The 21,295-nt window shown below is 73.9% G+C and carries 20 protein-coding genes; 10 read left to right on the forward strand and 10 right to left on the reverse strand.

Translation table 11 applies throughout. The features are described from left to right. A partial coding sequence (locus tag ACFVU7_RS07815; protein ID WP_388044640.1) for an SbcC/MukB-like Walker B domain-containing protein occupies positions 1 to 2,208 on the forward strand: 2,208 nt, incomplete at its 5' end. A gap of 31 nt (positions 2,209 to 2,239) precedes the next feature. On the opposite strand, the gene ACFVU7_RS07820 is transcribed toward ACFVU7_RS07815, so the two are convergent. Beyond that, positions 2,240 to 2,458 carry a hypothetical protein gene (locus ACFVU7_RS07820; protein ID WP_049650622.1) on the reverse strand — a complete coding sequence of 73 codons (219 nt, stop codon included), beginning with the start codon at positions 2,456 to 2,458 and terminating at the stop codon, positions 2,240 to 2,242. Between the two features lie 278 nt (positions 2,459 to 2,736). Here ACFVU7_RS07820 and ACFVU7_RS07825 point away from each other — a divergent pair, with 278 nt between their 5' ends. Next, positions 2,737 to 3,291, forward strand: coding sequence for a DUF1990 family protein (locus ACFVU7_RS07825; RefSeq protein WP_388044641.1), 555 nt, complete (start codon positions 2,737 to 2,739; stop codon positions 3,289 to 3,291). A 66-nt stretch (positions 3,292 to 3,357) separates the two neighbouring features. Here ACFVU7_RS07825 and ACFVU7_RS07830 read toward each other — a convergent pair whose 3' ends face one another. Together ACFVU7_RS07830 and ACFVU7_RS07835 are read right to left on the reverse strand one after the other, a co-directional pair. Continuing rightward, positions 3,358 to 3,819, reverse strand: coding sequence for a YjbQ family protein (locus tag ACFVU7_RS07830; protein WP_049650624.1), 462 nt, complete (start codon positions 3,817 to 3,819; stop codon positions 3,358 to 3,360). A gap of 237 nt (positions 3,820 to 4,056) precedes the next feature. Beyond that, positions 4,057 to 4,323, reverse strand: coding sequence for a hypothetical protein (locus ACFVU7_RS07835; protein ID WP_049650625.1), 267 nt, complete (start codon positions 4,321 to 4,323; stop codon positions 4,057 to 4,059). 902 nt (positions 4,324 to 5,225) lie between these two features. Between ACFVU7_RS07835 and ACFVU7_RS07840 the strand changes: the two genes are divergently transcribed. Next, entirely contained in the window at positions 5,226 to 7,433 is a 2,208-nt protein-coding gene (locus tag ACFVU7_RS07840) for a CDP-glycerol glycerophosphotransferase family protein (RefSeq protein WP_388044642.1), read from the forward strand. Between the two features lie 82 nt (positions 7,434 to 7,515). On the opposite strand, the gene ACFVU7_RS07845 is transcribed toward ACFVU7_RS07840, so the two are convergent. Next, positions 7,516 to 7,728 (reverse strand): EF-hand domain-containing protein, encoded by a 213-nt coding sequence (locus tag ACFVU7_RS07845; RefSeq protein WP_049650627.1) that lies wholly within the window; start codon positions 7,726 to 7,728, stop codon positions 7,516 to 7,518. 176 nt (positions 7,729 to 7,904) lie between these two features. Here ACFVU7_RS07845 and ACFVU7_RS07850 point away from each other — a divergent pair, with 176 nt between their 5' ends. Continuing rightward, positions 7,905 to 8,573 (forward strand): 1-acyl-sn-glycerol-3-phosphate acyltransferase, encoded by a 669-nt coding sequence (locus ACFVU7_RS07850; protein ID WP_049650628.1) that lies wholly within the window; start codon positions 7,905 to 7,907, stop codon positions 8,571 to 8,573. 112 nt (positions 8,574 to 8,685) lie between these two features. Here the strand turns inward: ACFVU7_RS07850 and ACFVU7_RS07855 are convergent, their stop codons facing one another. Beyond that, complete coding sequence (locus ACFVU7_RS07855) at positions 8,686 to 10,524, reverse strand: ABC transporter ATP-binding protein (protein WP_388044643.1); 1,839 nt, start codon at positions 10,522 to 10,524, stop codon at positions 8,686 to 8,688. A gap of 191 nt (positions 10,525 to 10,715) precedes the next feature. Beyond that, positions 10,716 to 11,489, reverse strand: a complete 774-nt coding sequence (locus ACFVU7_RS07860) for an SDR family oxidoreductase (protein ID WP_074004271.1) — start codon at positions 11,487 to 11,489, stop codon at positions 10,716 to 10,718. Between the two features lie 233 nt (positions 11,490 to 11,722). On the opposite strand from ACFVU7_RS07860, the gene ACFVU7_RS07865 reads away from it, so the two are divergent. The 4 genes from ACFVU7_RS07865 (at position 11,723) to ACFVU7_RS07880 (ending at position 14,614) form a co-directional block, all read left to right on the forward strand. Beyond that, positions 11,723 to 11,848, forward strand: a complete 126-nt coding sequence (locus tag ACFVU7_RS07865; protein ID WP_380349161.1) for a hypothetical protein — start codon at positions 11,723 to 11,725, stop codon at positions 11,846 to 11,848. A 77-nt stretch (positions 11,849 to 11,925) separates the two neighbouring features. Further along, entirely contained in the window at positions 11,926 to 12,639 is a 714-nt protein-coding gene (locus tag ACFVU7_RS07870) for a hypothetical protein (protein ID WP_388044644.1), read from the forward strand. Further along, entirely contained in the window at positions 12,636 to 13,589 is a 954-nt protein-coding gene (locus tag ACFVU7_RS07875) for a DUF6895 family protein (protein ID WP_387820118.1), read from the forward strand. The genes ACFVU7_RS07870 and ACFVU7_RS07875 overlap by 4 nt, the downstream gene beginning before the upstream one ends. Then, positions 13,586 to 14,614, forward strand: coding sequence for a serine hydrolase domain-containing protein (locus tag ACFVU7_RS07880; RefSeq protein WP_388044645.1), 1,029 nt, complete (start codon positions 13,586 to 13,588; stop codon positions 14,612 to 14,614). The genes ACFVU7_RS07875 and ACFVU7_RS07880 overlap by 4 nt, the downstream gene beginning before the upstream one ends. Before the next feature lie 48 nt (positions 14,615 to 14,662). On the opposite strand, the gene ACFVU7_RS07885 is transcribed toward ACFVU7_RS07880, so the two are convergent. Next, positions 14,663 to 15,325: a LysE family translocator gene (locus tag ACFVU7_RS07885; protein ID WP_049650635.1), complete on the reverse strand. Its 663-nt coding sequence runs from the start codon at positions 15,323 to 15,325 to the stop codon at positions 14,663 to 14,665. A gap of 93 nt (positions 15,326 to 15,418) precedes the next feature. Here ACFVU7_RS07885 and ACFVU7_RS07890 point away from each other — a divergent pair, with 93 nt between their 5' ends. Further along, positions 15,419 to 16,771, forward strand: coding sequence for a PLP-dependent aminotransferase family protein (locus tag ACFVU7_RS07890; protein ID WP_388044646.1), 1,353 nt, complete (start codon positions 15,419 to 15,421; stop codon positions 16,769 to 16,771). Positions 16,772 to 16,822: 51 nt separating this feature from the next. Here ACFVU7_RS07890 and ACFVU7_RS07895 read toward each other — a convergent pair whose 3' ends face one another. The 3 genes from ACFVU7_RS07895 to ACFVU7_RS07905 are packed head-to-tail and all read right to left on the reverse strand — an operon-like array spanning position 16,823 to position 20,270. Further along, positions 16,823 to 17,716 carry an SDR family oxidoreductase gene (locus ACFVU7_RS07895; RefSeq protein ID WP_074004265.1) on the reverse strand — a complete coding sequence of 298 codons (894 nt, stop codon included), beginning with the start codon at positions 17,714 to 17,716 and terminating at the stop codon, positions 16,823 to 16,825. Next, the gene (locus ACFVU7_RS07900; protein WP_388044647.1) at positions 17,713 to 18,702 is read right to left on the reverse strand and encodes an alpha/beta fold hydrolase; all 990 of its coding nucleotides are present in this window, start codon (positions 18,700 to 18,702) and stop codon (positions 17,713 to 17,715) included. The genes ACFVU7_RS07895 and ACFVU7_RS07900 overlap by 4 nt, the downstream gene beginning before the upstream one ends. Then, positions 18,699 to 20,270 carry a flavin-containing monooxygenase gene (locus ACFVU7_RS07905; RefSeq protein WP_388044648.1) on the reverse strand — a complete coding sequence of 524 codons (1,572 nt, stop codon included), beginning with the start codon at positions 20,268 to 20,270 and terminating at the stop codon, positions 18,699 to 18,701. Before ACFVU7_RS07905 ends, ACFVU7_RS07900 begins: the two co-directional genes overlap by 4 nt. A gap of 222 nt (positions 20,271 to 20,492) precedes the next feature. Between ACFVU7_RS07905 and ACFVU7_RS07910 the strand changes: the two genes are divergently transcribed. Then, positions 20,493 to 21,281, forward strand: a complete 789-nt coding sequence (locus ACFVU7_RS07910; protein WP_049650639.1) for a MerR family transcriptional regulator — start codon at positions 20,493 to 20,495, stop codon at positions 21,279 to 21,281. Positions 21,282 to 21,295 lie beyond the last annotated feature (14 nt).

Here is a 21,295-nt window from a genome sequence, read left to right on the forward strand (position 1 = left end):
GCCCAGCGCGCCGCCCAGGAGCGGCGCGAGGCCGCCGAGGAGCTGGCCGGCCGCCAGCGCCGGCACCGGGAGGCAGTGGGCCTGGCCGAGCGGCTGGCCGGCTTCGAGCCCGCCGCGGCCGCGGACCGGCAGCGGCTGGCCGCCGCGCAGGAGGCCGTCGGGGTGGAGTCGGCGCTGCGGCTGCGGGAGGGCGCGGCCGAGGCGCTCGGTCGCGCCCGGCTGGCGGAGCGCCGGCACCGCGAGGCGCTGGCCGGCTCCGGTGGCGAGGGCCGGGAGCTCGCCGGGGCGGACACCGCCGGGCTGGCCGAGGCCGAGCTGCGGCTGCGGGCCGAGGTGGTCCGGCTGGAGGCGGCCAGGGCGGAGGAGCGGCGCTGCGCCGAACTCGCCCGCGAGCAGCGCTCCCTGACGGAGGACCGCCGAGCCGCCGAGGAGCTGGCCGAGGAGGCCGAGGACTGGCTCGCCGAGTTCGAGGACGGGCTGGCCCGCCTGGAGCAACAGCACACCGAGGCCCGGTCGGCGACCTCCCGGGTCGAGCAACTGGACGGACAGCGCGCCGAGTTGACCGTCCGCCTGGGCGCGTCCCGGGAGCGCGACGGCCTGCGCGCCGAGATCGCCGCGGCGGAGCCCCGGGTGGTCGCCCTGCGCACCGCCGCGCTGGACGCCCGCGAGCACAGCCTGGACCTGCGGGACCGCCGGCTCAGCGGCATGGCCGCCGAGCTGGCCGAGCAGCTGCGGGCGGGCCAGGCCTGCCGGGTCTGCGGCTCACCCGAGCATCCGGCGCCCGCCGAGGCCGCGCCCGGCAGCCGGGTCGGCGCCGAGGACGAGGAGCGGGCGCGCCGGGCGCAGGCCGCCGCCGAGCGGGTCTGGACGGAGGCCGACCAGGCGCTCACCGCGCTGCGGGTGCGCGAGGCCACCGCGTCCGGCGCGGCCGGGCCGGACGGTACGGAGGCGCTCGCGCAGGCCCTCGCCGGGCTGGAGCGCGAGCACCGCGAGGCGCGGCACGCGGCGGAGGCGCTCGGCCGGGTCGAGCAGGAGATCGCCCGGCTGTCGCAGGACCGTGCCCGCCGGGTCGACGAGCTGCACGAGGCCAAGGAGCGCGCGGCCGTCCTCTCCGACCGGCTGCTGGCGCTCGACACCGAGCAGCGGGCGCTGACCGCCCGGGTGGCGGCCGCCCGGGGCGAGGCGGCCTCGGTCGCCGACCGGGCCACGGCCCTCACCCGGCTCACCGAGGCGGTCGCCGCGGCTGCGGTCGCCGCCCGGGCATACGCGGAGGCGGCGGCCCGGCTCGGCGAGGCCGAGGAGGAGCTGGGCAAGGCCGCCGCCGCGGCGGGCTTCCCGGACGCCGCGGCGGCGCTGGCGGTGCTACTGCCGCGCGAGGAGCGCGAGCGGCTGGAGGCCCGGCTGGAGCGGCACCGCGCGGAGACCGCCGCCGTCCGCCGCGAGCTGGCGCTGCCGGAGCTGGCCGAGGCCGCGGTCCGTCCGCCGGTGGACCTGCCCGCCGTGGCGGCCGCGCTCGGCACCGCGACCGACCGGCTCGGCCGGGCGCACGCCGCCCACGCGGCCGCCCGCGAACGCTGCGGGGCACTGGCCGCGATCGGGCGGCAGCTGACCGGGCTCGCCGCCGAACTGGCCCCGGCGCTGGACAGGTACGGGCGGATCAACCGGCTCGCCGCGCTCGCGGCCGGCACCTCGGCCGACAACCGGCTGCGGATGCGCCTGGAGTCGTACGTCCTGGCGGCCCGGCTGGAGCAGGTCGCGGCGGCGGCCAGCGACCGGCTGGTCCGGATGTCCGGCGGGCGCTACACCCTGGTGCACAGCGACGACCGGGGCACCGGGACCAAGCGCTCGGGCCTGGCCCTGCGGGTGGTCGACGCCTGGACGGGCACCGAGCGGGACACCGCGACCCTCTCCGGCGGCGAGAGCTTCTTCGCCTCGCTCTCCCTCGCCCTGGGCCTGGCCGACGTGGTCACCGACGAGGCGGGCGGCATGCCGCTGGACACCCTCTTCATCGACGAGGGCTTCGGCACCCTCGACGAGCACGCCCTGGAGGAGGTCATGGACGTCCTGGACGGACTGCGCGAGCGGGACCGCGCGGTCGGCATCGTCAGCCACGTCGCCGACCTGCGCAGCCGTATCCCCGCCCAGTTGCTGGTCCGCAAGGGGCGGCACGGCTCGACCCTGGCGCTGGCCGGGCGGGAGGACGCGTAGGGCCTGAACCTCCGGACCCTGGTCCGGGGGTTCAGCCCGAGCAGGCGATCCGCTGCGCCTGCTGCCAGGCGCACACCGGGCAGAGGGTGCTGCCCGGCTGGTCGGCGGGCAGTTCGGTCGGCTCGCCGCACAGGACGCAGTCGGCGCGCGGCCCGGCCGCCCGCGGGTCGTGCCGCAGCGCCGCCTCCGCTCCGCCGTCGGGCGCGAGTTCGCAGACGCCCGCTTCCTGGTTCGTACCGGTGTCGCTCATACCGACTTCCTACTCCGCGCCGCCGCCCTGCCGCAACACGCCGCAGGTGACCGGGCCGCCGCCCGCCCCTCTCTCCCTCCGCCCCGCCTCGCCTCGCCTCGCCTCGCCAGCAGCGAACAGATGTCAGAAAACGTTCGCTGAAAGCTGTCGGCTGAACTCTGTTCGCTGACGTTCGTTCGCTGAAACCTGTCCGCTGAAACCTGTTCACTGAAGCCCGCCACAGGTCCGCCCCCGCCCCGCCGACAGCCCCCTCCCGCCCGGCGGTTACCGTGACCGGCATGCCCACCGACCTGCACCGACGCCTGCTCGCCGCCCGCGCCACCACCCCGTCGTACCCCGAGGTGGGTGCCACCCGGGGCGGGGGCGGGCGGCTCCCGGACGGCTACGCCCACCTGCGGCGGCGGGTCCACCTGGGGCACGGGCCGGAGGTGCTGGAGCGCGCCGGGCGCTACGTGCTCGGCTGGGGCAGCCAGTTGGGCACCGGCTTCGCGGTGCACCCGGCCGGCCCGGCCCGGGAGGGCGGGACGGTGCTGCTGCGGCTGAACCTGCCAGGGAGCCGGTGGCCCCGGCTGGTGATCCCCTGCCGGGTGGTGTGGACGGCGGAGGAGCCGGACCGGATCGGCTTCGGGTACGGCACCCTCCCCGGGCACCCGGAGTGCGGCGAGGAGGCGTTCCTGGTGTCGATGGACGCCGGCGGCGAGGTGTGGTTCGAGGTCACCGCGTTCTCCCGGCTGTCCGCCTGGTACGCCAGGCTCGGCCGGCCGGTGGCCCTGCTCTGCCAGCACCTGGCGATCGAGCGCTACCTCGCCGCGGTGGCCGCGCACGTCCGCTGAGCCACCGGGTCCGCCGAGGCCACCCGCCGGACCGCCGCCCGCCGGACCGCCCACCGTTCCCGCGCGTCAGCCGAGGAAGGACAGCCGGACAGTCCGGCGCGGATTGTCCCCGTTGGTGTCGACCAGGACCACCGACTGCCAGACGCCGAGGGCCAGTTGACCGCCGAGCACCGGCAGGGTCGCGTGCGGGGCGACCAGTCCGGGCACCACGTGGTCCCGGCCGTGGCCCGGGCTGCCGTGCCGGTGGCGCCAGCGGTCGTCGGCCGGGAGCAGGTCGCGCAGGGTGGCGAGGAAGTCGTCGTCGCTGCCCGAACCGGTCTCCAGTACCGCGATCCCCGCGGTGGCGTGCGGGACGAAGATGTTGAGCAGGCCGTCGCGCCCGGTGGCCCGTTCGTCGAGGAACTCGACGCAGCGGTCGGTGATGTCGAGCGCGACCTCGCGGGAGCCGGTGGTGATCTCGAAGGTGCTGCTCTGGAAGGTGGTGGTCGGGAACGAGCCGGTCTGGGTGGAGTGGTTGTTGTCCGCCATGGCGCCATCCTGTCCCAGGTCAGCGGGCCGGGCGTACTCCCTCGCCGTCTGGCCGTGCCGGGCGGGCAAACTCGCATAGGCTGAAAGGTTCAGACCACATCACCCCGGACGGCCACGACGCTCCCTCCGGCACCGCCCGGACGCCGTCCGGACACACTGAAGACCCGGCGGACCGGACGGTCCACCGGGTCGGTTCCGACCGGGCGGCGGGGAGGGACCCGTGCCGCACCGGTCGGACTAGCCGCGCCCGCCGAAAAGGCTCCGCCGCAGCCGACGCAGCGGCGTCAGCAGCGAGATCCTGGTGTGGCGACGACGGGTCGTCGGGGCCTCGGCGCCGCGCGGCGTGAGCTCCCTTATCAACCCGAGCGCCTCGGCGGTGTCCACCGCCGGGAGTGCGGGCGCGCCGAGCACGGCCAGGTGTCGGTCGATCCGGCGGCCGGTCGTGCCGACACCGCACTGGATCGCCGGCACGCGGGGCCGAGTCCGCACTTGCATGTGTTCCATCAGTTTTTCCCACCCCTACGAGGCGCCAGGGCCGTGAGGCGAAGACTATCCGTGAAGGACGGCCTTCGCGCAACCGTCCTTGGTGTTGTGCCACCGTATCGTGCGGCGTCAACTGACGAAGCACCAGGGGCCGCCCGGCCGGTCACGACTAGGCATCAATGATGGTGCACGACCGGCCATCCGTCACCAGGGCGGGCGGGCGCGAGTGCGGCAACCCTGCGCATGACGCGCGCCCGGCGCACAGCGGCGCCCCGGCGGCACCCCGCCCACGCACCGCCGGCACCGCCGGCACCGACCGCCCGCACCGCCCGCTCCCCGCCCGCGTCCCCCTATTAAGGGGACAGCCGCCACATCGACAAAGCGATCACCGACCGGCCCATCGGGCACGGCCCGCCCCGGGAACGACCCGTCCGAGCGCGGACCCCGATGACACCGTGACCGACCGACTTCAGGAAGTGAACACATTCGAGGGATTGACTCCCGCCGAACCTCCAAGCAATATCGGATGCACACGCCAGTGCCCGCACCGCACTCAAGCGTGTGTTCGAGTGATGAAGAACTCCGGCTCCCGCGAGCCACTGCCCGGCCGCCTCGACGCTGCGGTGGCCAGGCTCGCGCGGTGCCCGGACCGGCGGTCGGCCGTCGAGGGTCGGCCGGATCGCCACCTGACTGCCGGTGCCGCCCCGCGAGGGGCCCGGCACCGGCGGTTCCGGGTCCGCCACGGACGGCTTGTCCGCCACGGACGGCTTTCACGGACACCCTTCCCGGACACCCCCCGAGCCCCCGCCGCAGCCGCGCCGCCGTCACCGCCGCCCAGGCCCCCCAAGGGCCGCAGGGCCCCGGAAGGCCCGCACCGGACGTCCGCGCAGGTCGCGCCCGGTGGATCGGTACACTCGGCCAGCGTGTCCCTCCTCCTCAGCATCGTGCTCCCGGTCCACGGCGTGGAGCGGTACCTCCCGCGCTGCCTCGACTCGATCCTCGGCGACGTCCCCGCCGCCGAGACCCGTTTCGAGGTGATCGCGGTCGACGACCTCTCCCCCGACGGCTCCGGCGCGATCCTGGACGCCTACGCGGCCCGCGACAGCCGGCTGCGGGTGCTGCACCTCACCGAGAACCAGGGCCTCGGCGGCGCCCGCACCGCCGCCCTGCCGCAGGCCCGCGGCGAGTACGTCTGGTTCGTGGACAGCGACGACTGGGTGCCCGAGGGGACGGTCGGCACGCTGCTGGACGAGCTGGCGCGGGAGCGTCTCCGGGAGACCCCCGCCGACGTGCTGCTCACCGGCTTCACCCACGTGTACCCGGACGGCGGGACGGAGCCCAACCCCTGGCGCCACGTGCTGGCCGACTCCCCGCTGGTCGAGGGCTGCACCCTGGCCGAGCACCCGGCGCTGTTCCAGACCGTGATGTCGGTGTGGAACAAGCTGTTCCGCCGCGCGTTCCTGGACGGCCTCGGCGTCTCCTTCGGCCGCGGCTACTACGAGGACATCTCGGTCACCTACCCGGCGCTGCTGGCCGCCGAGCGGCTGCGCTACCTGGACCGCCCCTGCTACTTCTACCGGCGCGGCCGGGACGGCGCGATCACCGCCACCGCCTCCCCCAAGCACGCCGACGTGTTCGCCCAGTACGACGCGATCTTCGCGTTCCTGGACCGCCCGGACCGCCCCGGCCGGCCCGTCCCGGACTCGCTGCGCACCCTGGTCTTCGACCGGACCGTCCGCCAGGCCCTGAACGTCTACGACACCCCCGGGCTGGTCCCCACCGACCTGCGCAAGGACTTCTTCCAGCGGATCGCCCGGCACTTCGACCGCCACCGCCCGGCCGGCTACCGCTTCCCCGGCGGGGTGCGCGGCGTGCAGTACCGGCTGGCCGCCCGCGGCGCCCGGATCGCGTACGCCGAGCTGCGCCGCACCGGCCGGCTGCCGCGCGAACTCAAGCGCGGGGCACGGGCGGTGGCGCCCGCGGTGAAGAAGGGGATGCGCAGCGGCGCCCGGTTCACCGCGTACAACGCGTTCCGCCGGCTGCCGCTGGACCAGCACCTCGCGGTCTACGCCGCGTACTGGCACCGGGGTTACGCGTGCAGCCCGGCGGCGATCTACGAGAAGGCGAAGGAACTCGCCCCGCGGGTGCGGGGCGTGTGGGTGGTGGAGAACCGCGCCCAGGCCGCCACCCTGCCGCCCGGGGTGCCGTACGTGATCGTCAACACCCCCGCCTACCTCAGGGCGATGGCGACCGCCAAGTACTTCGTCAACAACGTCAACTTCCCCCGCACCATGACGAAGCGGGCGGGCACGGTGCACGTCCAGACCCAGCACGGCACCCCGCTCAAGGCGATGGGCATGGACCTGCGCGACCATCCGGCGGCGGCCGAGGGGATGGACTTCGACCTGCTCCAGGAGGCCGTCGACCGCTGGGACTTCCTGGTCTCCCCCAACCCGCACACCAGCGGGCACTTCGCCCGCGCCTTCCCCGGCCGGTACGAGATGCTGGACACCGGCTACCCGCGCAACGACCGGCTGGCGAACGCCACTTCGGACGAGGTCCGGGCGATGCGCGAGCTGCTCGGGCTGCGGCCGGACACCCGGGCGGTGCTGTACGCGCCGACCCACCGCGGCAGCAAGGGCGGCTACGTGCCGCTGCTCGACGTGGCGGAGCTGGCCCGGCGGCTGGGCCCGGACTTCACACTGCTGGTGCGCACCCACTACTTCCACGCGGACGGCCCGGGCGACCTGACGGCGGCCGGTGCGGAGTCGGCACGGATCGTGGACGTCTCGGCGCACCCGACCGTCGAGGACCTCTACCTCGCGGCGGACGTGCTGGTGACGGACTACTCGTCGATGATGTTCGACTACGCGGTGCTGGACCGGCCGGTGGTGGTCTTCGCCCCGGACTGGGAGGAGTACCAGCGGGAACGCGGCGTCTACTTCGACCTGTTCGCGGAGCCGCCGGGCGCGGTCACGGTGGACGCGGACGGGCTGGCGCGGGCGCTGCTGGCGGGCGACCCCGAGCCGGCGGCGCGGGCCGACTTCCGGGCGAAGTTCTGCGTCTGGGACGACGGCGGGGCCGCGGAGCGGGTGGTGCGCCGGGTGTTCCCGGTGGAGAAGGACAAGTAGGAGGAGCGGCGCGGGAGCGTCCGCGGGACCTCCGGACGGGGCCGGCGCCGCCGGTACGGCGACCGGCCCCGTCGGCACGGGCTCAGCGCCGGCGGGCGGCCAGGAACTCCTCGAAGGTCAGGACGCCGTCGTGGTTGGTGTCCATGCTGTGGATCAGCGCCTCGGCCATCGAGATGGTGACGTCGTGGTCGCCCATCTCGTTGGCGGCCAGAGCGTACTCGGCCGGGGTGATCTTGCCGTCGCCGTCCTTGTCGAAGCGGTCGAAAAAGGCCTTGATCGCCTCGGTGGTCTCCATGGTGCCCTCCTGGGTACTGCGGGGTGTCGCTCGGTTCGGACGGCCGTACCCTACCCGGCCGTGGTGTTCGCCACGGTCGCCGGGAGTGGACGCGCGCCGGGGTCGGTGTCGTAGTCTGCGGATCTGATTGCAGGCCCGGGCTCCTCCCGGGCGATCGTTCGTCCAGGGAGGGAATCGTGCTCGACCTCGCCACCAAGTTGGTGCTGAAACCGGTCTCGCGGGGGATCTGGCGGCCGGTCATCGAGGGAATCGGGAACGTGCCGCGCAAGGGCGGGGTGATCCTGGCCAGCAACCACCTGTCCTTCATCGACAGCGTGGTGATCCCGCTGACCGCCCCGCGCCGGGTCCACTTCCTCGCCAAGGCCGAGTACTTCACCGGCACCGGGCTCAAGGGCCGGCTCTCCAAGGGCTTCTTCGAGGCCATCGGCGCCGTGCCGGTCGAGCGCGGCACCTACCGTTCCGCTCAGGCCTCGCTGGAGTCGGCGCTGGAGATCCTGGAGGACGGCAAGGCCTTCGGCATCTACCCCGAGGGCACCCGCTCCCTGGACGGCCGGCTCTACCGGGGCAAGACGGGTGTCGCCTGGCTCGCGCTGACCGCGGGCGTGCCGGTGGTGCCGGTGGCGCTGGAGGGTCCGGAGCAGATCCTGCCGGTGGGCAAGCGGCTGCCGCGGCTGAAGAAGGTGACGGTCCGCTTCGGCGAGCCGCTGCACTTCGACGAGCTGCACGGGCAGGCCCGCTCGCTGAAGGCCCGTCGGCAGGTGACCGACGAGGTGATGGCGGCCATCCAGCGGCTCTCCGGCCAGGAGGTCGCGGAGAGCTACAACGAGGTCCCGAAGGCGGCCTGACCGCCGGCCCGTCCCGGGCGCACGCGCTCGCACGCCGGCCCGTCCCGCGCACCCGAGCGCGGCGGCCGCCCCGTCGATCCGGCTCGACACGAACCCGGGCGCGCCCGCCCCGTCACACGTGCCCGAGCACGACCGGTTCGGGCTGCCGGGCGGCCTCCGGCACCTCCCGGCGCAGCAGCGCCGCGTACCGTCCGTCCAGCGCCACCAGCTCCTCGTGGGTGCCGAGTTCGACCACCTCGCCGTGGTCCAGGACGGCGATCTGGTCGGCGGCGCGGACGGTGGAGAGCCGGTGCGCGATGGTGATGGTGGTGCGGCCGGCTGCCAGGGTGTCCACAGCCTGCTGGACGGCGTGCTCGGTGCGGTTGTCGAGCGCGCTGGTGGCCTCGTCGAGGATGAGCACCGGCGGGTTGCGCAGGATCGTCCGGGCGAGTGCGAGGCGCTGCTTCTCGCCGCCGGAGAAGCGGTAGCCGCGCTCGCCGACCAGGGTGTCGTAGCCGTCCGGGAGGGCGGCGATGGTGTCGTGGACCTGTGCGGCCCGGGCGGCCTCGACCAGTTCGGCGTCGCTGGCGCCGGGCTTGGCGAAGCGCAGGTTCTCGGCGACCGAGGCGTGGAAGAGGTAGGTCTCCTGGGAGACCACGCCGACCGCGCGGGCCAGGGTGTCGAAGGACAGTTCGCGCACGTCCACGCCGTCCAGGGTGACGCTTCCGCCGGTGACGTCGTACAGCCGCGGGACGAGGTAGCTGAGGGTGGTCTTGCCCGAGCCGGTCTCGCCGACCACGGCCAGCGAGCTCCCGGCCGGGACGGTGAGGTCGACGCCGGCCAGGGTGGGGCGCTCCTGCACCGGGTCGTAGCGGAAGTCGACGTCCTTGAAGCGGACCTCGCCGCGGATGTCGGTCAGGGTGACCGGGTCGGCCGGCTCGTCGATCTCCACCGGCAGGTCGAGGTACTCGAAGATGCGCTGGAAGAGGGCGAGCGAGGTCTGCACGTCCACGCCGGTGGAGAGCAGGCTGACGGTGGGCCGGAAGAGGCCCTGCTGGAGGGTGACGAAGGCCACCAGGGTACCGACCGAGACGATCGGCGCACCGGCGGCGGAGGTCAGCCCGGCCGCCCAGTAGATCAGCGCGGGCATCGCGGCCATCACGATCTGGATGGTGTTCATCCGCCAGCGCCCGGCCATGCTGGCCCGCACCTCCAGGTCGGCGAGCTGGTCGGACTGCCCGGTGAACTCCCGGGCGAGCGAGCCGGAGCGGCCCATGGTGCGGCCGAGCAGGATGCCGCTGACCGAGAGCGACTCCTGGACCGCCGAGCTCATCGCGGCCAGCTGCTTCTGCCGCTCGGTGGTGATCTTCTTGCGCTCCTGCCCGACCCTGCGGCTGATCCAGACGAACAGCGGGAGCAGCAGCAGCGAGACGACGGTCAGCCGCCAGTCGAGGGCGACCATGGCGACGACCGAGGCGACCACGGCGGTCAGGTTGGAGACCAGGCTGGTCGCGGTGGAGGTCACCGTGGACTGCATGCCGCCGATGTCGTTGGCGATCCGGGACTGCACCTCACCGGTGCGGGTGCGGGTGAAGAAGGCCAGCGACTGCCGCTGGAGGTGGCCGTAGACGGCGGTGCGCAGGTCGTGCATCACGCGCTGGCCGACGGTGGTGGAGATCAGCGTCTGGAGGACGTTGAAGATGCTGTTCACCACGGCGGTCAGGATCATCCCGAGCGCGAGCAGGCTGAGCAGCCCGGTGCGGCCCTGCGGGATGGCGGTGTCCAGGACCGCCCTGAGCAGGAAGGGCGAGACGACCGAGACCACGGCCGAGGCGGCGACCAGCAGCCCGACGACGGCCAGGCGGGCCCGGTACGGGCGGAAGAGCGCGAGGATGCGGCGCCACTCGGCCGGTGGGCGGGGTTCGCCCTCGGCGCGCTCGGGCGGGGTCCAGTCGATGGCGGTGGGCCTCAAGGACGGGCCTCCCTGGGTGGGGCGGTCGGGTGCGGGGCAATATAGCGAGGATAGCTCATAGTTAGATAAGCTAATAGTGACTGTTGCCCTATTCCTCGTCCGTACAGGCTCCGCGGAGCGCGCGTACGGGCCCAGCGGAGCGCGCCTACGGGCCCCGCAGAGCCGCCCGACCGCCCCGACCGCCCCGGGCCTCAGTTGGTCCGGTAGGTGCGCGCCGCCTTCGAGGAGACCCCGCCGAGCTTGCCGGAGGGCAGCATCCGGGCGATGGCCACGGCGACCTTGTACCGCTTGCCCGGCACGGACACGGCCCGGCCGCGCGCCAGGTCGCGCATCGCCTCGTCCACCACCCGCTCGGCGGACAGCCAGGACCAGGACGGGATGTTCCCGGTGCCCATGCCGGCCCGCTGGTGGAACTCGGTCCGGGTGAAGCCCGGGCAGAGCGCCATCATCCGAACGCCCGTACCGCCGAGGTCGCGCAGCACGCCCTGGGTGAAACTGACCACCCAGGCCTTGCTCGCGCCGTACGTGCCGCGCGGCAGGAAGGCCGCCACCGAGGCCACATTGACGATCGCACCGCGGCCGCGCTCCCGCATTCCGGGCAGGGCGGCCGTGGTCAGCCGCAGGATCGCCTCGATGTGCACCTTCAGCATGGCCAGCTCGTCCTGGAGCGGGACGGTCCCGAAGGCGCCCTTGTTGCCGAAGCCCGCGTTGTTGACCAGGAGGTCCACCGGGCGGGCGGGGTCGGCGAGTCGGGCCTCGACGGCGCCGATGCCCTCGTCGGTCGCGAGGTCGGCGGTCAGCACCTCCGTCTCGATGCCGTACCTGCCGTGCAGGTCGGCGGCGGCGCGCTCCAGGCGCTCGGTGTCCCGGGCCACCAGGACGAGCTGGTAGCCGCTGCGGGCGAGCCGTCGCGCGAAGGCGGCTCCGATGCCGGCGGTCGCGCCGGTGATCAAGGCTGTGGTCATGCCCCAGACCGTACCGACTCGCCGCTTCCGGACCCACACCGAGGGCGATTTCCCAGCTCAGAGAGTTGCGGATGCAGCCCCCGGGAGGTGCTCGTACTGTCGAACGGGGGCATCGTCCGACCGGGCGGTGAAATCCAGACGAGGAGGCACTTCTGATGCTTACTCAGTTCCGGACCGCGACGACTACGACGTCACACAGCGCGACGCTCGAAGCCGAAACACTCGCGAGCCTGATGGTGGAGGAAGAGGCCGTCGTGTCCGACGCGCCCACGTACTCGCCCGAGGCCGCGGGGCTCCTGCTCCTGCTCGGCCTGGTCCTTCTCTCCCCGAAGGGCCCGAAGGAGAAGCCGATCAGGTAACCGGGCCCCACCCACGGGCCGCGTGCCCCTGGGACCCCGCGCCCATCCCGAGTCTCCTGAAGGAGTAGCTCACCACCATGCCGTTCGCCGAAACCCCTCTCCGTGACGAGTACGCCGCGGCGGTCGAGCGGGTGGCCGGCCGGACCCTCGACGCCCTCCGGGGCGCCGGGGGTGCGGCCGCACTCGCGGACCCCGACACCGCCGTACCCCGCCCGCTGCTGGCCGCGGTGCGCGTGCTCGGCGCCGACCTCTTCACTCCGCAACTGCTCGCCGGGGCCGAGCCCGACGGGCCCACCGCCGCGCTGCTCGCCGAGGCCCGACGGGCCTTCCCCGCCCCGGCACCGACGTCCGCCGAGGCCGCGCTGGTCGTCGCCTGGCAGGACTGGGCAGCCGACCGGCTGCTCGCCCGCACACCGTACGGGGACCCCGCACCGGCCTCACCCCCCGCCCCGCCGCCCGGACCTGACGACCTGGGCTGGCAGTCCTGGTCGGTACGGATGGCGCAGTTGTCCGTGCTCGCACTGCCCGGACTGGACGGCCCGGTGCACGACGCCGCCCGCGCCGGCACCGCGCAACTCGCCCACGGCACCGTCCGCTCCATGCTCCGACGGGACTTCACCACCGCCGTGCGGCTCGCCCGCTGGCTCGCCTGGGCGAGCACCGAGGGCCTCCCGCTACGGCTGGAGGTCGAACCGGTCCTGGACCGGACCCACCTGGTCGGCATCGGCGCCGTCCGGACCAGGCTCGAACTCGCCGTCTCCCAGCGCCTGTTGGAGGGAAGTCCGGCATGACCGACACCCAGACGCTCACCATCGCCCAGCAGCTCGGCACCCGCGCGCTGTCCTGGCTGCACACGTCGTACCAGGGCAGCTACGGCAAGTTCGCGGACAACGCCATCATCAACCTCTCCAAGCCGGACGACATCTACAAGCCGCTCTGCGAGGTCGCGATGGCCTCCTCCCTGGTGCTGCGCGACGGGGTCGCCGGACCGCAGGACATCCACGCCGCGCGCGACCTCATCACGACCGCCTGGGGCCAGCTGCGCGAGGGCGACATGCTCTACGAGCGCCAGCTGCGGTACGTCACCATCACCGACCCGCTGGAGACGTACGCCCACTTCGCCCGGCTCGGCTACCGGCACGCCGCACTGGAGGAGTTGCTCGAATCCCTCAGCCGGCTGCGGGCCGTGCACGCCGTCGAGATCCAGGGCAGCCGGCACCTGGCCGTGGCCAACGCACGGCGGATCATCGAGCTGAGCCACCGGCCGGACTGGGCCACGCTCGCCGCCCGCACCTGGCTCGGCGCGCTCCCCGAACCCTGGACCGTCTCCTGGTCCACCGCCTACCAGGTCACCCACACCGTCTTCCACCTCACCGACTGGGGCGCCCGGCCCCAGGACCTGCCCGAACCGATGCGGGACTACCTGCGCGACTGGCTGCCGGTCTGGCTCGACATCTGGCTGGAGATCGGCGAGTGGGACCTGGTCGGCGAACTGCTGATCGTCGACTCGTGCATCGGGGAACCCGTCACCGGACGGTCCGGCTGGGAGGCCCTGGCCTCGGTGCAACGGGCGGACGGCCTCGTGCCCCGGGACAACGAACCGATCGAGGACGACCCGGAGTTGGCCATCCGCGCGCACGAGCACACCGCCGTGGTCGCGGTCGTGGCCGCGACGGTCGCGCTCTCCCGGGCACTCGGCGGCGCGAACGGCGCCGACACCGCCGACACCGCGGCCGCATGAACGAACTCGACATGGCCGTCCGGGCGGCAGTCCGGGCGGCCGCACCGTACGCGACCGCGGTCACCGTGGCCGTGGCGCGCGACGGACAGGGGGAGGTGCGGTGCTTCGGACGCCTCGCCCGAGGGCGGGCGGCCGCCTGCACCCCGGACACCGTCTTCGAACTCGGCTCGGTCAGCAAGACGTTCACCGCACTGCTGCTCGCCGAACTGGCCACGCGCGGCGAACTCTCCCTCGACGACCCGGTCGAACGCCGACTGCCGCCCGACTGGCGCCCGATCGCCACCCGCTCCCCCGAGCCGATCCGGCTGCTGCACCTCGCCACCCACACCTCGGGGCTGCCCGGGCTGCCCCCCGGACTGCTCACCGGAGCCGTGCCGACCTGGCAGACCAACCCGTACGCGGCGTTCGGCGACGACCAGTTGAGAGCCGCCCTGGCCCGAACCACCGTACGCGGCAGGCCCGGCAGCATGCACCGGTACTCCAACTACGGGGTCGGACTGCTCGGCCGGCTGCTGGCCGAGACAGGCGGACTGCCGTACGGGGAACTGCTCGCCAAGCGGGTCCTGATGCCCCTGGGACTCGACGCCACCACCTGCGCGCCGGACGCGCCGAACCGGGCGACCGGCTACCGGCGCGGCCGGGCGATGCCGACCTGGCGGATCCCCGGACTGCCGGGCGCCGGCGCGGTACGGGCCAGCGGAAGCGACCTGCTGCGCTTCCTCCAGGCCCACATCGGCGAGGGAGAAGGCCGGCTGGGGGCGCCACTGGCCGAGGTCCAACGGGTCAGACTGCGGCTCCCGCACTCCTCCGACGAGCTGTGCCTGGTGTGGAACCACCGCCGCTCGGGAGGGCGCGACCTGTACTTCCACTCCGGCGCGACCCGGGGGTTCACCTCCTTCGTCGGGTTCTCACCGACGGGCGGGACGGCGGTGGCGGCCCTCGCCAACACCGGCCCCAAGCGGGGCGGACGGTTCGTCCAGGCGGGGTACGAGGTGCTGCGGACCGCCACCGGCCGTAGCACCTAGGTACTCAACACCTGCCACCCGACAGCTGGATCGTTGCGGCCCCGGCCCTCAGACCGCCACGGCCTTGGCGCGGTCGGCGGCGATGTGCACGGCGAGGCCCGCGAGGACGGTGCCCATCACGTAGCGCTGGATCCGCAGCCAGCCGGGGCGGCGGTTGAGGAAGGCCGCGATGCTGCCCGCGCTCACCGCGATCAGGCCGTTGACGGTGATCGCTATCGCGATCTGGGTCAGGCCCAGCAGCAGGCTCTGCAGGGCGACGTGACCGCGTTCCGGGGCCACGAACTGCGGCAGCAGCGAGATGTACATGATGGCGATCTTGGGGTTGAGCAGGCAGGTCAGAAAGCCCATCGCGAACAGCCGGCGCGGCGGGTCCGGCGGCAGCTGCTGCGGGGCGAAGACCGCCGTGCCGCCCGGCTTGACCGCCTTCCAGGCCAGCCAGAGCAGGTACCCGGCACCGGCCAGCTTGATCGCGGTGTAGAGGGCGGGCACCACCGAGAACACCGCGGCCACCCCCGCCGTCACCGCGACCAGGTAGACCAGGAAGCCGGCCGCGACCCCGGTCAGCGAGATCAGCCCGGCGCGGCGGCCCTGCGCGATCGAGCGCGAGACCAGGTAGATCATGTTCGGCCCGGGCGACAGCACCATGCCCAGGGCCACGGCGGCGATCCCGAGCAGGGCCCGGCCGTCCACGGCGGATGTCAACGCGTCCATGCGAGGAGGCTAGGACGGCTCATCGGGTCAATGCAATGATGACTTTGCCCTCGGTGCAATCCAGCGCCCGAGGCTCTGGAGGAGCGAACGCCGATGGACGACTACCGCCTGATCGCCGACCGGATCGCCGCCGAGATCGCGGGCGGACGACTGCGGCCCGGCCAGCAGCTGCCCACCCAACGGGCGTTCGCCCGCGGTCGGGGCATCGCCAACTCGACGGCGGGGCGCGTCTACCGGGAACTGGCCCGGCGCGGGCTGACCGTCGGGGAGGTCGGGCGCGGGACCTTCGTCCGGGCCGGGCGCGCACCGGACGGCACCCGGGTGGCACTCGCGGAGCCGGCCGCCGCCCCCGTGGACCTGGAGCTCAACTACCCCGCCGTCTCCGGGCAGGCCGAACTGCTGGCGGGCGCACTGGCGCCGCTGCTGCGGCCGGACGCGCTGGGCGAGGCGCTGCGGCCGGTCGGCGCGGCCGGGACGGGCGCGGCACGGCGGGCGTTCGCCGGACTGGTGTCGGCCGGCTCCTGGGAGGTCGCGGCGGAGGACCTGCTGTTCGCCGGCAACGGGCGGCAGGCCATCGCCGGGGCCCTGTCCGCGCTGGTGCCGCCCGGACAGCGGCTGGGCGTGGAGGAGCTGACCTATCCGGTGGTCAAGGCGGCGGCGGAGCGGCTGGGCATCGTGCTGGTGCCGCTGGCCGTGGACGAGTACGGGCTGCTGCCGGACGCCGTGGCGGCCGCCCACCGGGCCGGACCGCTGCGCGCGGTGTACATCCAGCCGCGCCTGCAGAACCCGCTCGGCGCGAGCCTGCCGCAGGAGCGGGTGGTGGCGCTCGTGGCGCTGCTGCGGCGGCTCGACCTGCCGGTGGTCGAGGACGCCGTCTGGTCCTTCCTGCGGCCGGAGTCGGCGCCACTGGCGGCGCTCGCGCCGGAGCGCACCGTCCTCGTGGACAGCCTCTCCAAGCGGCTCGCCCCGGGGCTGACCACCGGGTTCGCGGTCGTCCCGGCGGCTCTGCGCGAACGGGTGGCGGGCGCCCTGCGCTCGGGCGGGTGGACGCCGGGCGGCTTCGCACTGGAGGCGGCGGTGCGCTGGATCGGGGACGGCACGCTGGCCACGGTGGAGGCGGCGAAGCGGGCCGACGCGACGGCCCGGCAGCTGCTGGCGCGCGAGGTGCTGGCGGGGCAGCGGCTGCGGTCCGACCCGTGCTCGTACTACCTGTGGTGGGAGCTGCCGACCGGCCGACGGGCGGAGACCTTCGTCGCGGAGGCGGCGCGGGCCGGGATCTCGGTCACGCCCGCGGCGGCCTTCGCCGTCGATCCCCGGCGCTCGCCCTCCGCCGTCCGGGTCGGGCTCGCCTCGCCGCCGCTGCCGGTGCTGGCGCGGGCGCTGGAGACGCTGGCGGGGATCGCGGCGGGGGCGGGTGACGGCGAACGACGAACAGCCGACAGATGACAGATTTCGAAATCTGTCATCTGTCAGCTGTTATCCGTCGCCTGTCATCTGTCAGCTGTCGACTGTCCGCCGTCGGTCGTCCGCCGCGCCCCCGGCGCCGACGGCGCGCAGGCGAGTGGCGGCGGTGGCGGCGAGCTGGGGGGCGAGCCGGGCCACGTCCCGGGAGCCGACCACCGCGATCAGGCTCGGCAGCAGCCAGCGGACCGGCTGCATCCCGCGCAGCCAGGCCTGGGCGTAGACGTGGGCGGATCGGCGGGCGATCCCGGCGACGATCCGGTCCACCGCGGGCTCCAGCGGATACGTCTTGTTCGCCGGCCACGGCAGCCGGGAGCGCATCTGCTTCAGCACGGCGTCCTCGTCGGCCCCGCGCACCATGTCCGTGTCGGTCCAACTCAGGTACCCGACACCGACCTTGACCCCCTGGTAGGCCACCTCGGCGCGGATCGAGTGGGCGAAGGCCTCCACCCCGGACTTGCTGGCGCAGTACGCGCTCATCAGCGGTGCGGGGGTCAGCGCGGCGAGCGAGGCGATCTGGAGCAGGTACCCGCGGCTCTCGGCGAGGGCCGGCAGGAAGGCCCGGGCGGTGGCCACGCTGCCGAGCAGGTTGACCTCGATGACCCGGCTGAAGGCCCGGTGGTCGCTGTCGGCCAGCGGCCCGCCGAGGGCGATCCCGGCATTGGCGACGACGGTGTCGACCCGCCCGTAGTGCTCCTTGATCCGCCGGGCGGTGTCCTCCAGCGCGTCGAGGTCGGTGACGTCCACCTCCCAGCTGGTCGCGGACGGGCCGCACTGCGCGGCGACGGCCTTCAGCTCCTCCGGCTCCAGCCCCAGCAGGGCCACCTTGGCCCCGCGCCGGGCGAGCTTGCGGGCCAGCGACGCGCCGACGCCGCGCGCGGCCCCGGTGACGACGACGACCTGCTCGGACAACGGCGGGATGGCGTTCATGCGACGGCGGTCCTCTCGTCGGTGGAAGCGGAAGCGGGAACGGCGCCGGCGGGCGCGGTAGCGGTGACGGGCGCGGCAGTCAGGTACCCGGAGGCCATCCGGTGGATCTCCGCGGCGACCTCCGCCGGGCGCTCCAGCGACGACATGTGCCCGACCCCGGGCAGCAGCAACAGCCCCTGCGCGTCCTGGAGTTCGGCGACCATCCGGTGCGCGTGCACCGGCGGGGTCAGCCGGTCGTCGGTGCCGACCACCACCGCCGTGGGCGCGGCGATCCGGGCGAGCCCGGCGTGGACGTCCAGCCGGTCCAGCACCGCGGCCCAGTTGGCGCGGACGGCGGTCGGGCAGGCGTGCACGATTCGGGCCGTCGCCTCGACCTGGCCGGCGGGCGAACCGGCGCCCATGGTCGCGTACTTGAGCGCCGCCCGGCTGACCGGCGAGACCGGTCCGAGCGGCATCCGGGAGCGCAGCAGCTGCCGGTGCAGGAAGCGTCGCAGGCCCCGGGCGCGTACGGCCGGTGGCAGGACGGTGAGTTCGGCCACCAGGTCGCCCGGCCCGGTGGAGATCAGGACGGCCGCGGCGGTGCGCTCGGCGACCTCGGGGCGGCCACCGGCGGCCATGATCGTCATCCCGCCCATACTGTGCCCGGCAAGCACGGCCCGCTCGCCCGCCGGCACGGTCCGCGCGAGCACGGCGGACAGGTCCTCGGCCAGCGCCCTGGTCGAGTAGCGGGCCCGGCTCGGCGGGATCTCGCTGTGCCCGTGGCCGCGCTGGTCGTAGGCCACCACCCGGTAGCGGTCGGCCAGCAGGCGGATCACCGGGGCCCAGAAGGCGGTCGAACAGGTCCAGCCGTGGGCGAGCACCACGGTGGGCGCGTCGAGCCGGCCGTGCACCTCGACGTGCAGCCGGATGCCGTCCGCCGACCGTACGCTCAACTCCTCCACGGGAACGGGAGGTTCGTACTCCTCGGGCAGCCGGACGCCGTTCACGCGGAGACCTCCTGGACGGTGCGGGCGGCCGCCGGTGCGGCGCGCATGATCAGCTCGTACTCGCCCAGGTCGACCCTGCGGGTGGCCCGGCGGAACGAGGTGGTGGAGCCGGGCCAGAGCACGGTGTTCCTGCCGCTCGGGTCGAGGTACCAGCTGAGGCAGCCGCCGGTGGTCCAGACGGTGCGGTCCATCCGGTGTTGGAGTTCGAGGTTCCACTGCCGCTGGGCGCGCGCGGTGGGCTGCATCGCGGCGGCGCCGATCGAGTCGAGCGTGGTCAACGCGTCGATCATGTAGTTCAGTTGGGACTCGATCATCAGGATCATCGAGCTGTTGCCGAGGCCGGTGTTGGGCCCGATGACGAAGAAGAGGTTCGGGAAGCCGTGCACGGTCGAGCCCCGCAGCGCCTCCATGCCGTCCTTCCACTCCTCCGCCAGGCTGGTCCCGTTGGCACCGAACACCCGGGCGCCGATGGGCATGTCGGTGACGTGGAAGCCGGTGCCGAAGACGATGGCGTCCACCTCGTGCTCGCTGCCGTCGGCCGCGACCAGCGTGGAGCCGCGCAGTTCGCGCAGGCCGGAGGAGACGACCTCGGTGTTGGCCGCGGCGAGCGCCGGGTAGTAGGTGTTGCTGAGCAGGATGCGCTTGCAGCCGATCCGGTAGTCCGGGGTGAGCCTGGCCCGCAGCGCCGGGTCGGGGACGCCCTGGGCGATGTGGCGTTCGGCGAGTTGCTGGACCAGGCGCAGCAGTCCGGGGCGGCGCACGAACGCGTCCACCTGGAGCTCGCGGAGGGCGAACAGGGTGCCGCGGCGGATCTTCGCGGTGACCGGCAGGCGGCCGTGCAGCCACTTCTCCAGCTGGCTGATCTCGCGGTCGCGGCGCGGCAGCACCCAGGCCGGGGTGCGCTGGAAGACCGTCAGCCTGCCGACCCTGGGCTGAATCGACGGGATGATCTGCGCGGCGGAGGCGCCGGTGCCGACCATCGCGACGCGCTTGCCGGTCAGGTCGAAGTCGTGGTCCCAGCGGGAGGAGTGGAACACCTTGCCGGGGAAGTCGCCCAGCCCGGGCAGGTCGGGGATCTGCGGGTCGGCGAGCGGTCCGGCGGCGGAGACGATGGCGTCGGCCGTCCACTGGCCGGCCGAGGTGGTGATCCGCCAGCGGGTCTGCTCGCTCTCCCAACGGGCTTCCAGCACCTCGGTGTTGAAGCGCAGGTGGGGGCGGAGGCCGAAGACCGTGGCGACCTTCTCCAGGTAGGCGCGGATGTCCGGCTGGCCGGAGAAGCTGCGCGGCCAGTCGGGGTTGGGCGCGAAGGAGAAGGAGTAGAGGTGCGAGGGCACGTCGCAGGCGCAGCCGGGGTAGCTGTTGTCGCGCCAGGTGCCGCCGACCGAGTCCGCCCGCTCCAGGACCACGAAGTCGGTGATCCCCGCACGGCGCAGTCGGACCGCGGCGCCGAGTCCGCCGAAGCCGGAGCCGATCACCGCCACCCGGACGTGCGGGACGGACTCCTGCGCCGCGGTGGTGTCGGTCGCTGCGGACGCGCCGGAGCGGGGGCGCTTGCTGCTGGATGCCATGCGGCAACCTCCTGAGGGTGGGACGGTGATCGTCGCGCTCTCCCGGCGAGCGTGCCCCGGAACCTCCTGGGGCCCGTCTCCGGATCCTCCCGGGGCCCGCCTCCGGAACCCCGCCAATCGCGCCAGTAATCACTGGCATGGTTGGCAGGGTAGCCCTTGCTGACACCGGATGGAAGAAGCGCGACCGCTCCGGTTCGGGGAACCTTCCGAGCCGACGGACCTATGCTGATCGCCGTGGACAAGGTCAGAGCTGCTGCGGGCGACAGAAAACGCGAGTACCGGGTGGAGGAACTGGCCGAGGCCGCCGGCATCACCACCCGCACCCTGCGCTTCTACCGCGAGCGCAAACTGCTTCAGCCGCCCCGCAAGGAGGGCCGCATCGCCTGGTACGGCGAGGAGCACCTGGCCCGGCTGCGGATGATCGGCGAACTGCTCGAACGCGGCCACACCCTGGGCGGCATCGCCGAGCTGATCGGCGCCGGCGAGAGCGGGCGGGACGTCGCCGAGCTGATCGGGCTGGAGGCGGCGATCGTCGCACCGTGGTCCGACGAGACTCCGGTGCGCCTGGACTGGGACGAGCTCAAGACCGCCTTCGGCGACCAGCTGACCGAGGAGAACACCGCCGAGTCGATCGCCCAGGGCTACATCACCGTCGAGGAGGACGGCATCACCCACGTCAGCCGCCGGCTGATGGACGCCACCACCGAGCTGGTGGCGGAGGGGGTGCCGCTCTCGGCGGTGCTGGACGCCAGTCGGCGCACCCGGGAGCACGTGGACGCCATCGCCGAGATCTTCATCGAGGTGGTCGGCGAGCACCTGCTCAGCGCGCTGGCCGCTGACACCCCGCTGCCGCCCGGCGAGGCGGCCCGGCTCACCGAGCGCATCCTGCGGGTTCGGCCGCTGGCGCGCACGGTCGCGGACGCCCAGTTCGCCCTCGCCATGGACCGGCGGGTGCACGTCGAGTACCTCGAACTCCTGCGCCAGCGACGGGAGAACGGTTCCGAGGCGTAACCGGGCCGCCGCGC

Source organism: Kitasatospora sp. NPDC058046, from assembly GCF_042885595.1.
Classification (GTDB): Bacteria; Actinomycetota; Actinomycetes; order Streptomycetales; family Streptomycetaceae; genus Kitasatospora.

Bases quoted from the DNA above. Each gene is read 5' to 3' on its own strand.
- ACFVU7_RS07870 (WP_388044644.1), top strand. From the start codon at position 11,926: ATGCCGTTCGCCGAAACCCCTCTCCGTGACGAGTACGCCGCGGCGGTC.
- ACFVU7_RS07835 (WP_049650625.1), bottom strand. From the start codon at position 4,323: ATGGAACACATGCAAGTGCGGACTCGGCCCCGCGTGCCGGCGATCCAG.
- ACFVU7_RS07825 (WP_388044641.1), top strand. From the start codon at position 2,737: ATGCCCACCGACCTGCACCGACGCCTGCTCGCCGCCCGCGCCACCACC.
- ACFVU7_RS07865 (WP_380349161.1), top strand. From the start codon at position 11,723: ATGGTGGAGGAAGAGGCCGTCGTGTCCGACGCGCCCACGTACTCGCCC.
- ACFVU7_RS07905 (WP_388044648.1), bottom strand. From the start codon at position 20,270: ATGGCATCCAGCAGCAAGCGCCCCCGCTCCGGCGCGTCCGCAGCGACC.
- ACFVU7_RS07880 (WP_388044645.1), top strand. From the start codon at position 13,586: ATGAACGAACTCGACATGGCCGTCCGGGCGGCAGTCCGGGCGGCCGCA.
- ACFVU7_RS07820 (WP_049650622.1), bottom strand. From the start codon at position 2,458: ATGAGCGACACCGGTACGAACCAGGAAGCGGGCGTCTGCGAACTCGCG.
- ACFVU7_RS07875 (WP_387820118.1), top strand. From the start codon at position 12,636: ATGACCGACACCCAGACGCTCACCATCGCCCAGCAGCTCGGCACCCGC.
- ACFVU7_RS07895 (WP_074004265.1), bottom strand. From the start codon at position 17,716: ATGAACGCCATCCCGCCGTTGTCCGAGCAGGTCGTCGTCGTCACCGGG.
- ACFVU7_RS07885 (WP_049650635.1), bottom strand. From the start codon at position 15,325: ATGGACGCGTTGACATCCGCCGTGGACGGCCGGGCCCTGCTCGGGATC.
- ACFVU7_RS07890 (WP_388044646.1), top strand. From the start codon at position 15,419: ATGGACGACTACCGCCTGATCGCCGACCGGATCGCCGCCGAGATCGCG.
- ACFVU7_RS07830 (WP_049650624.1), bottom strand. From the start codon at position 3,819: ATGGCGGACAACAACCACTCCACCCAGACCGGCTCGTTCCCGACCACC.
- ACFVU7_RS07910 (WP_049650639.1), top strand. From the start codon at position 20,493: ATGCTGATCGCCGTGGACAAGGTCAGAGCTGCTGCGGGCGACAGAAAA.
- ACFVU7_RS07845 (WP_049650627.1), bottom strand. From the start codon at position 7,728: ATGGAGACCACCGAGGCGATCAAGGCCTTTTTCGACCGCTTCGACAAG.
- ACFVU7_RS07860 (WP_074004271.1), bottom strand. From the start codon at position 11,489: ATGACCACAGCCTTGATCACCGGCGCGACCGCCGGCATCGGAGCCGCC.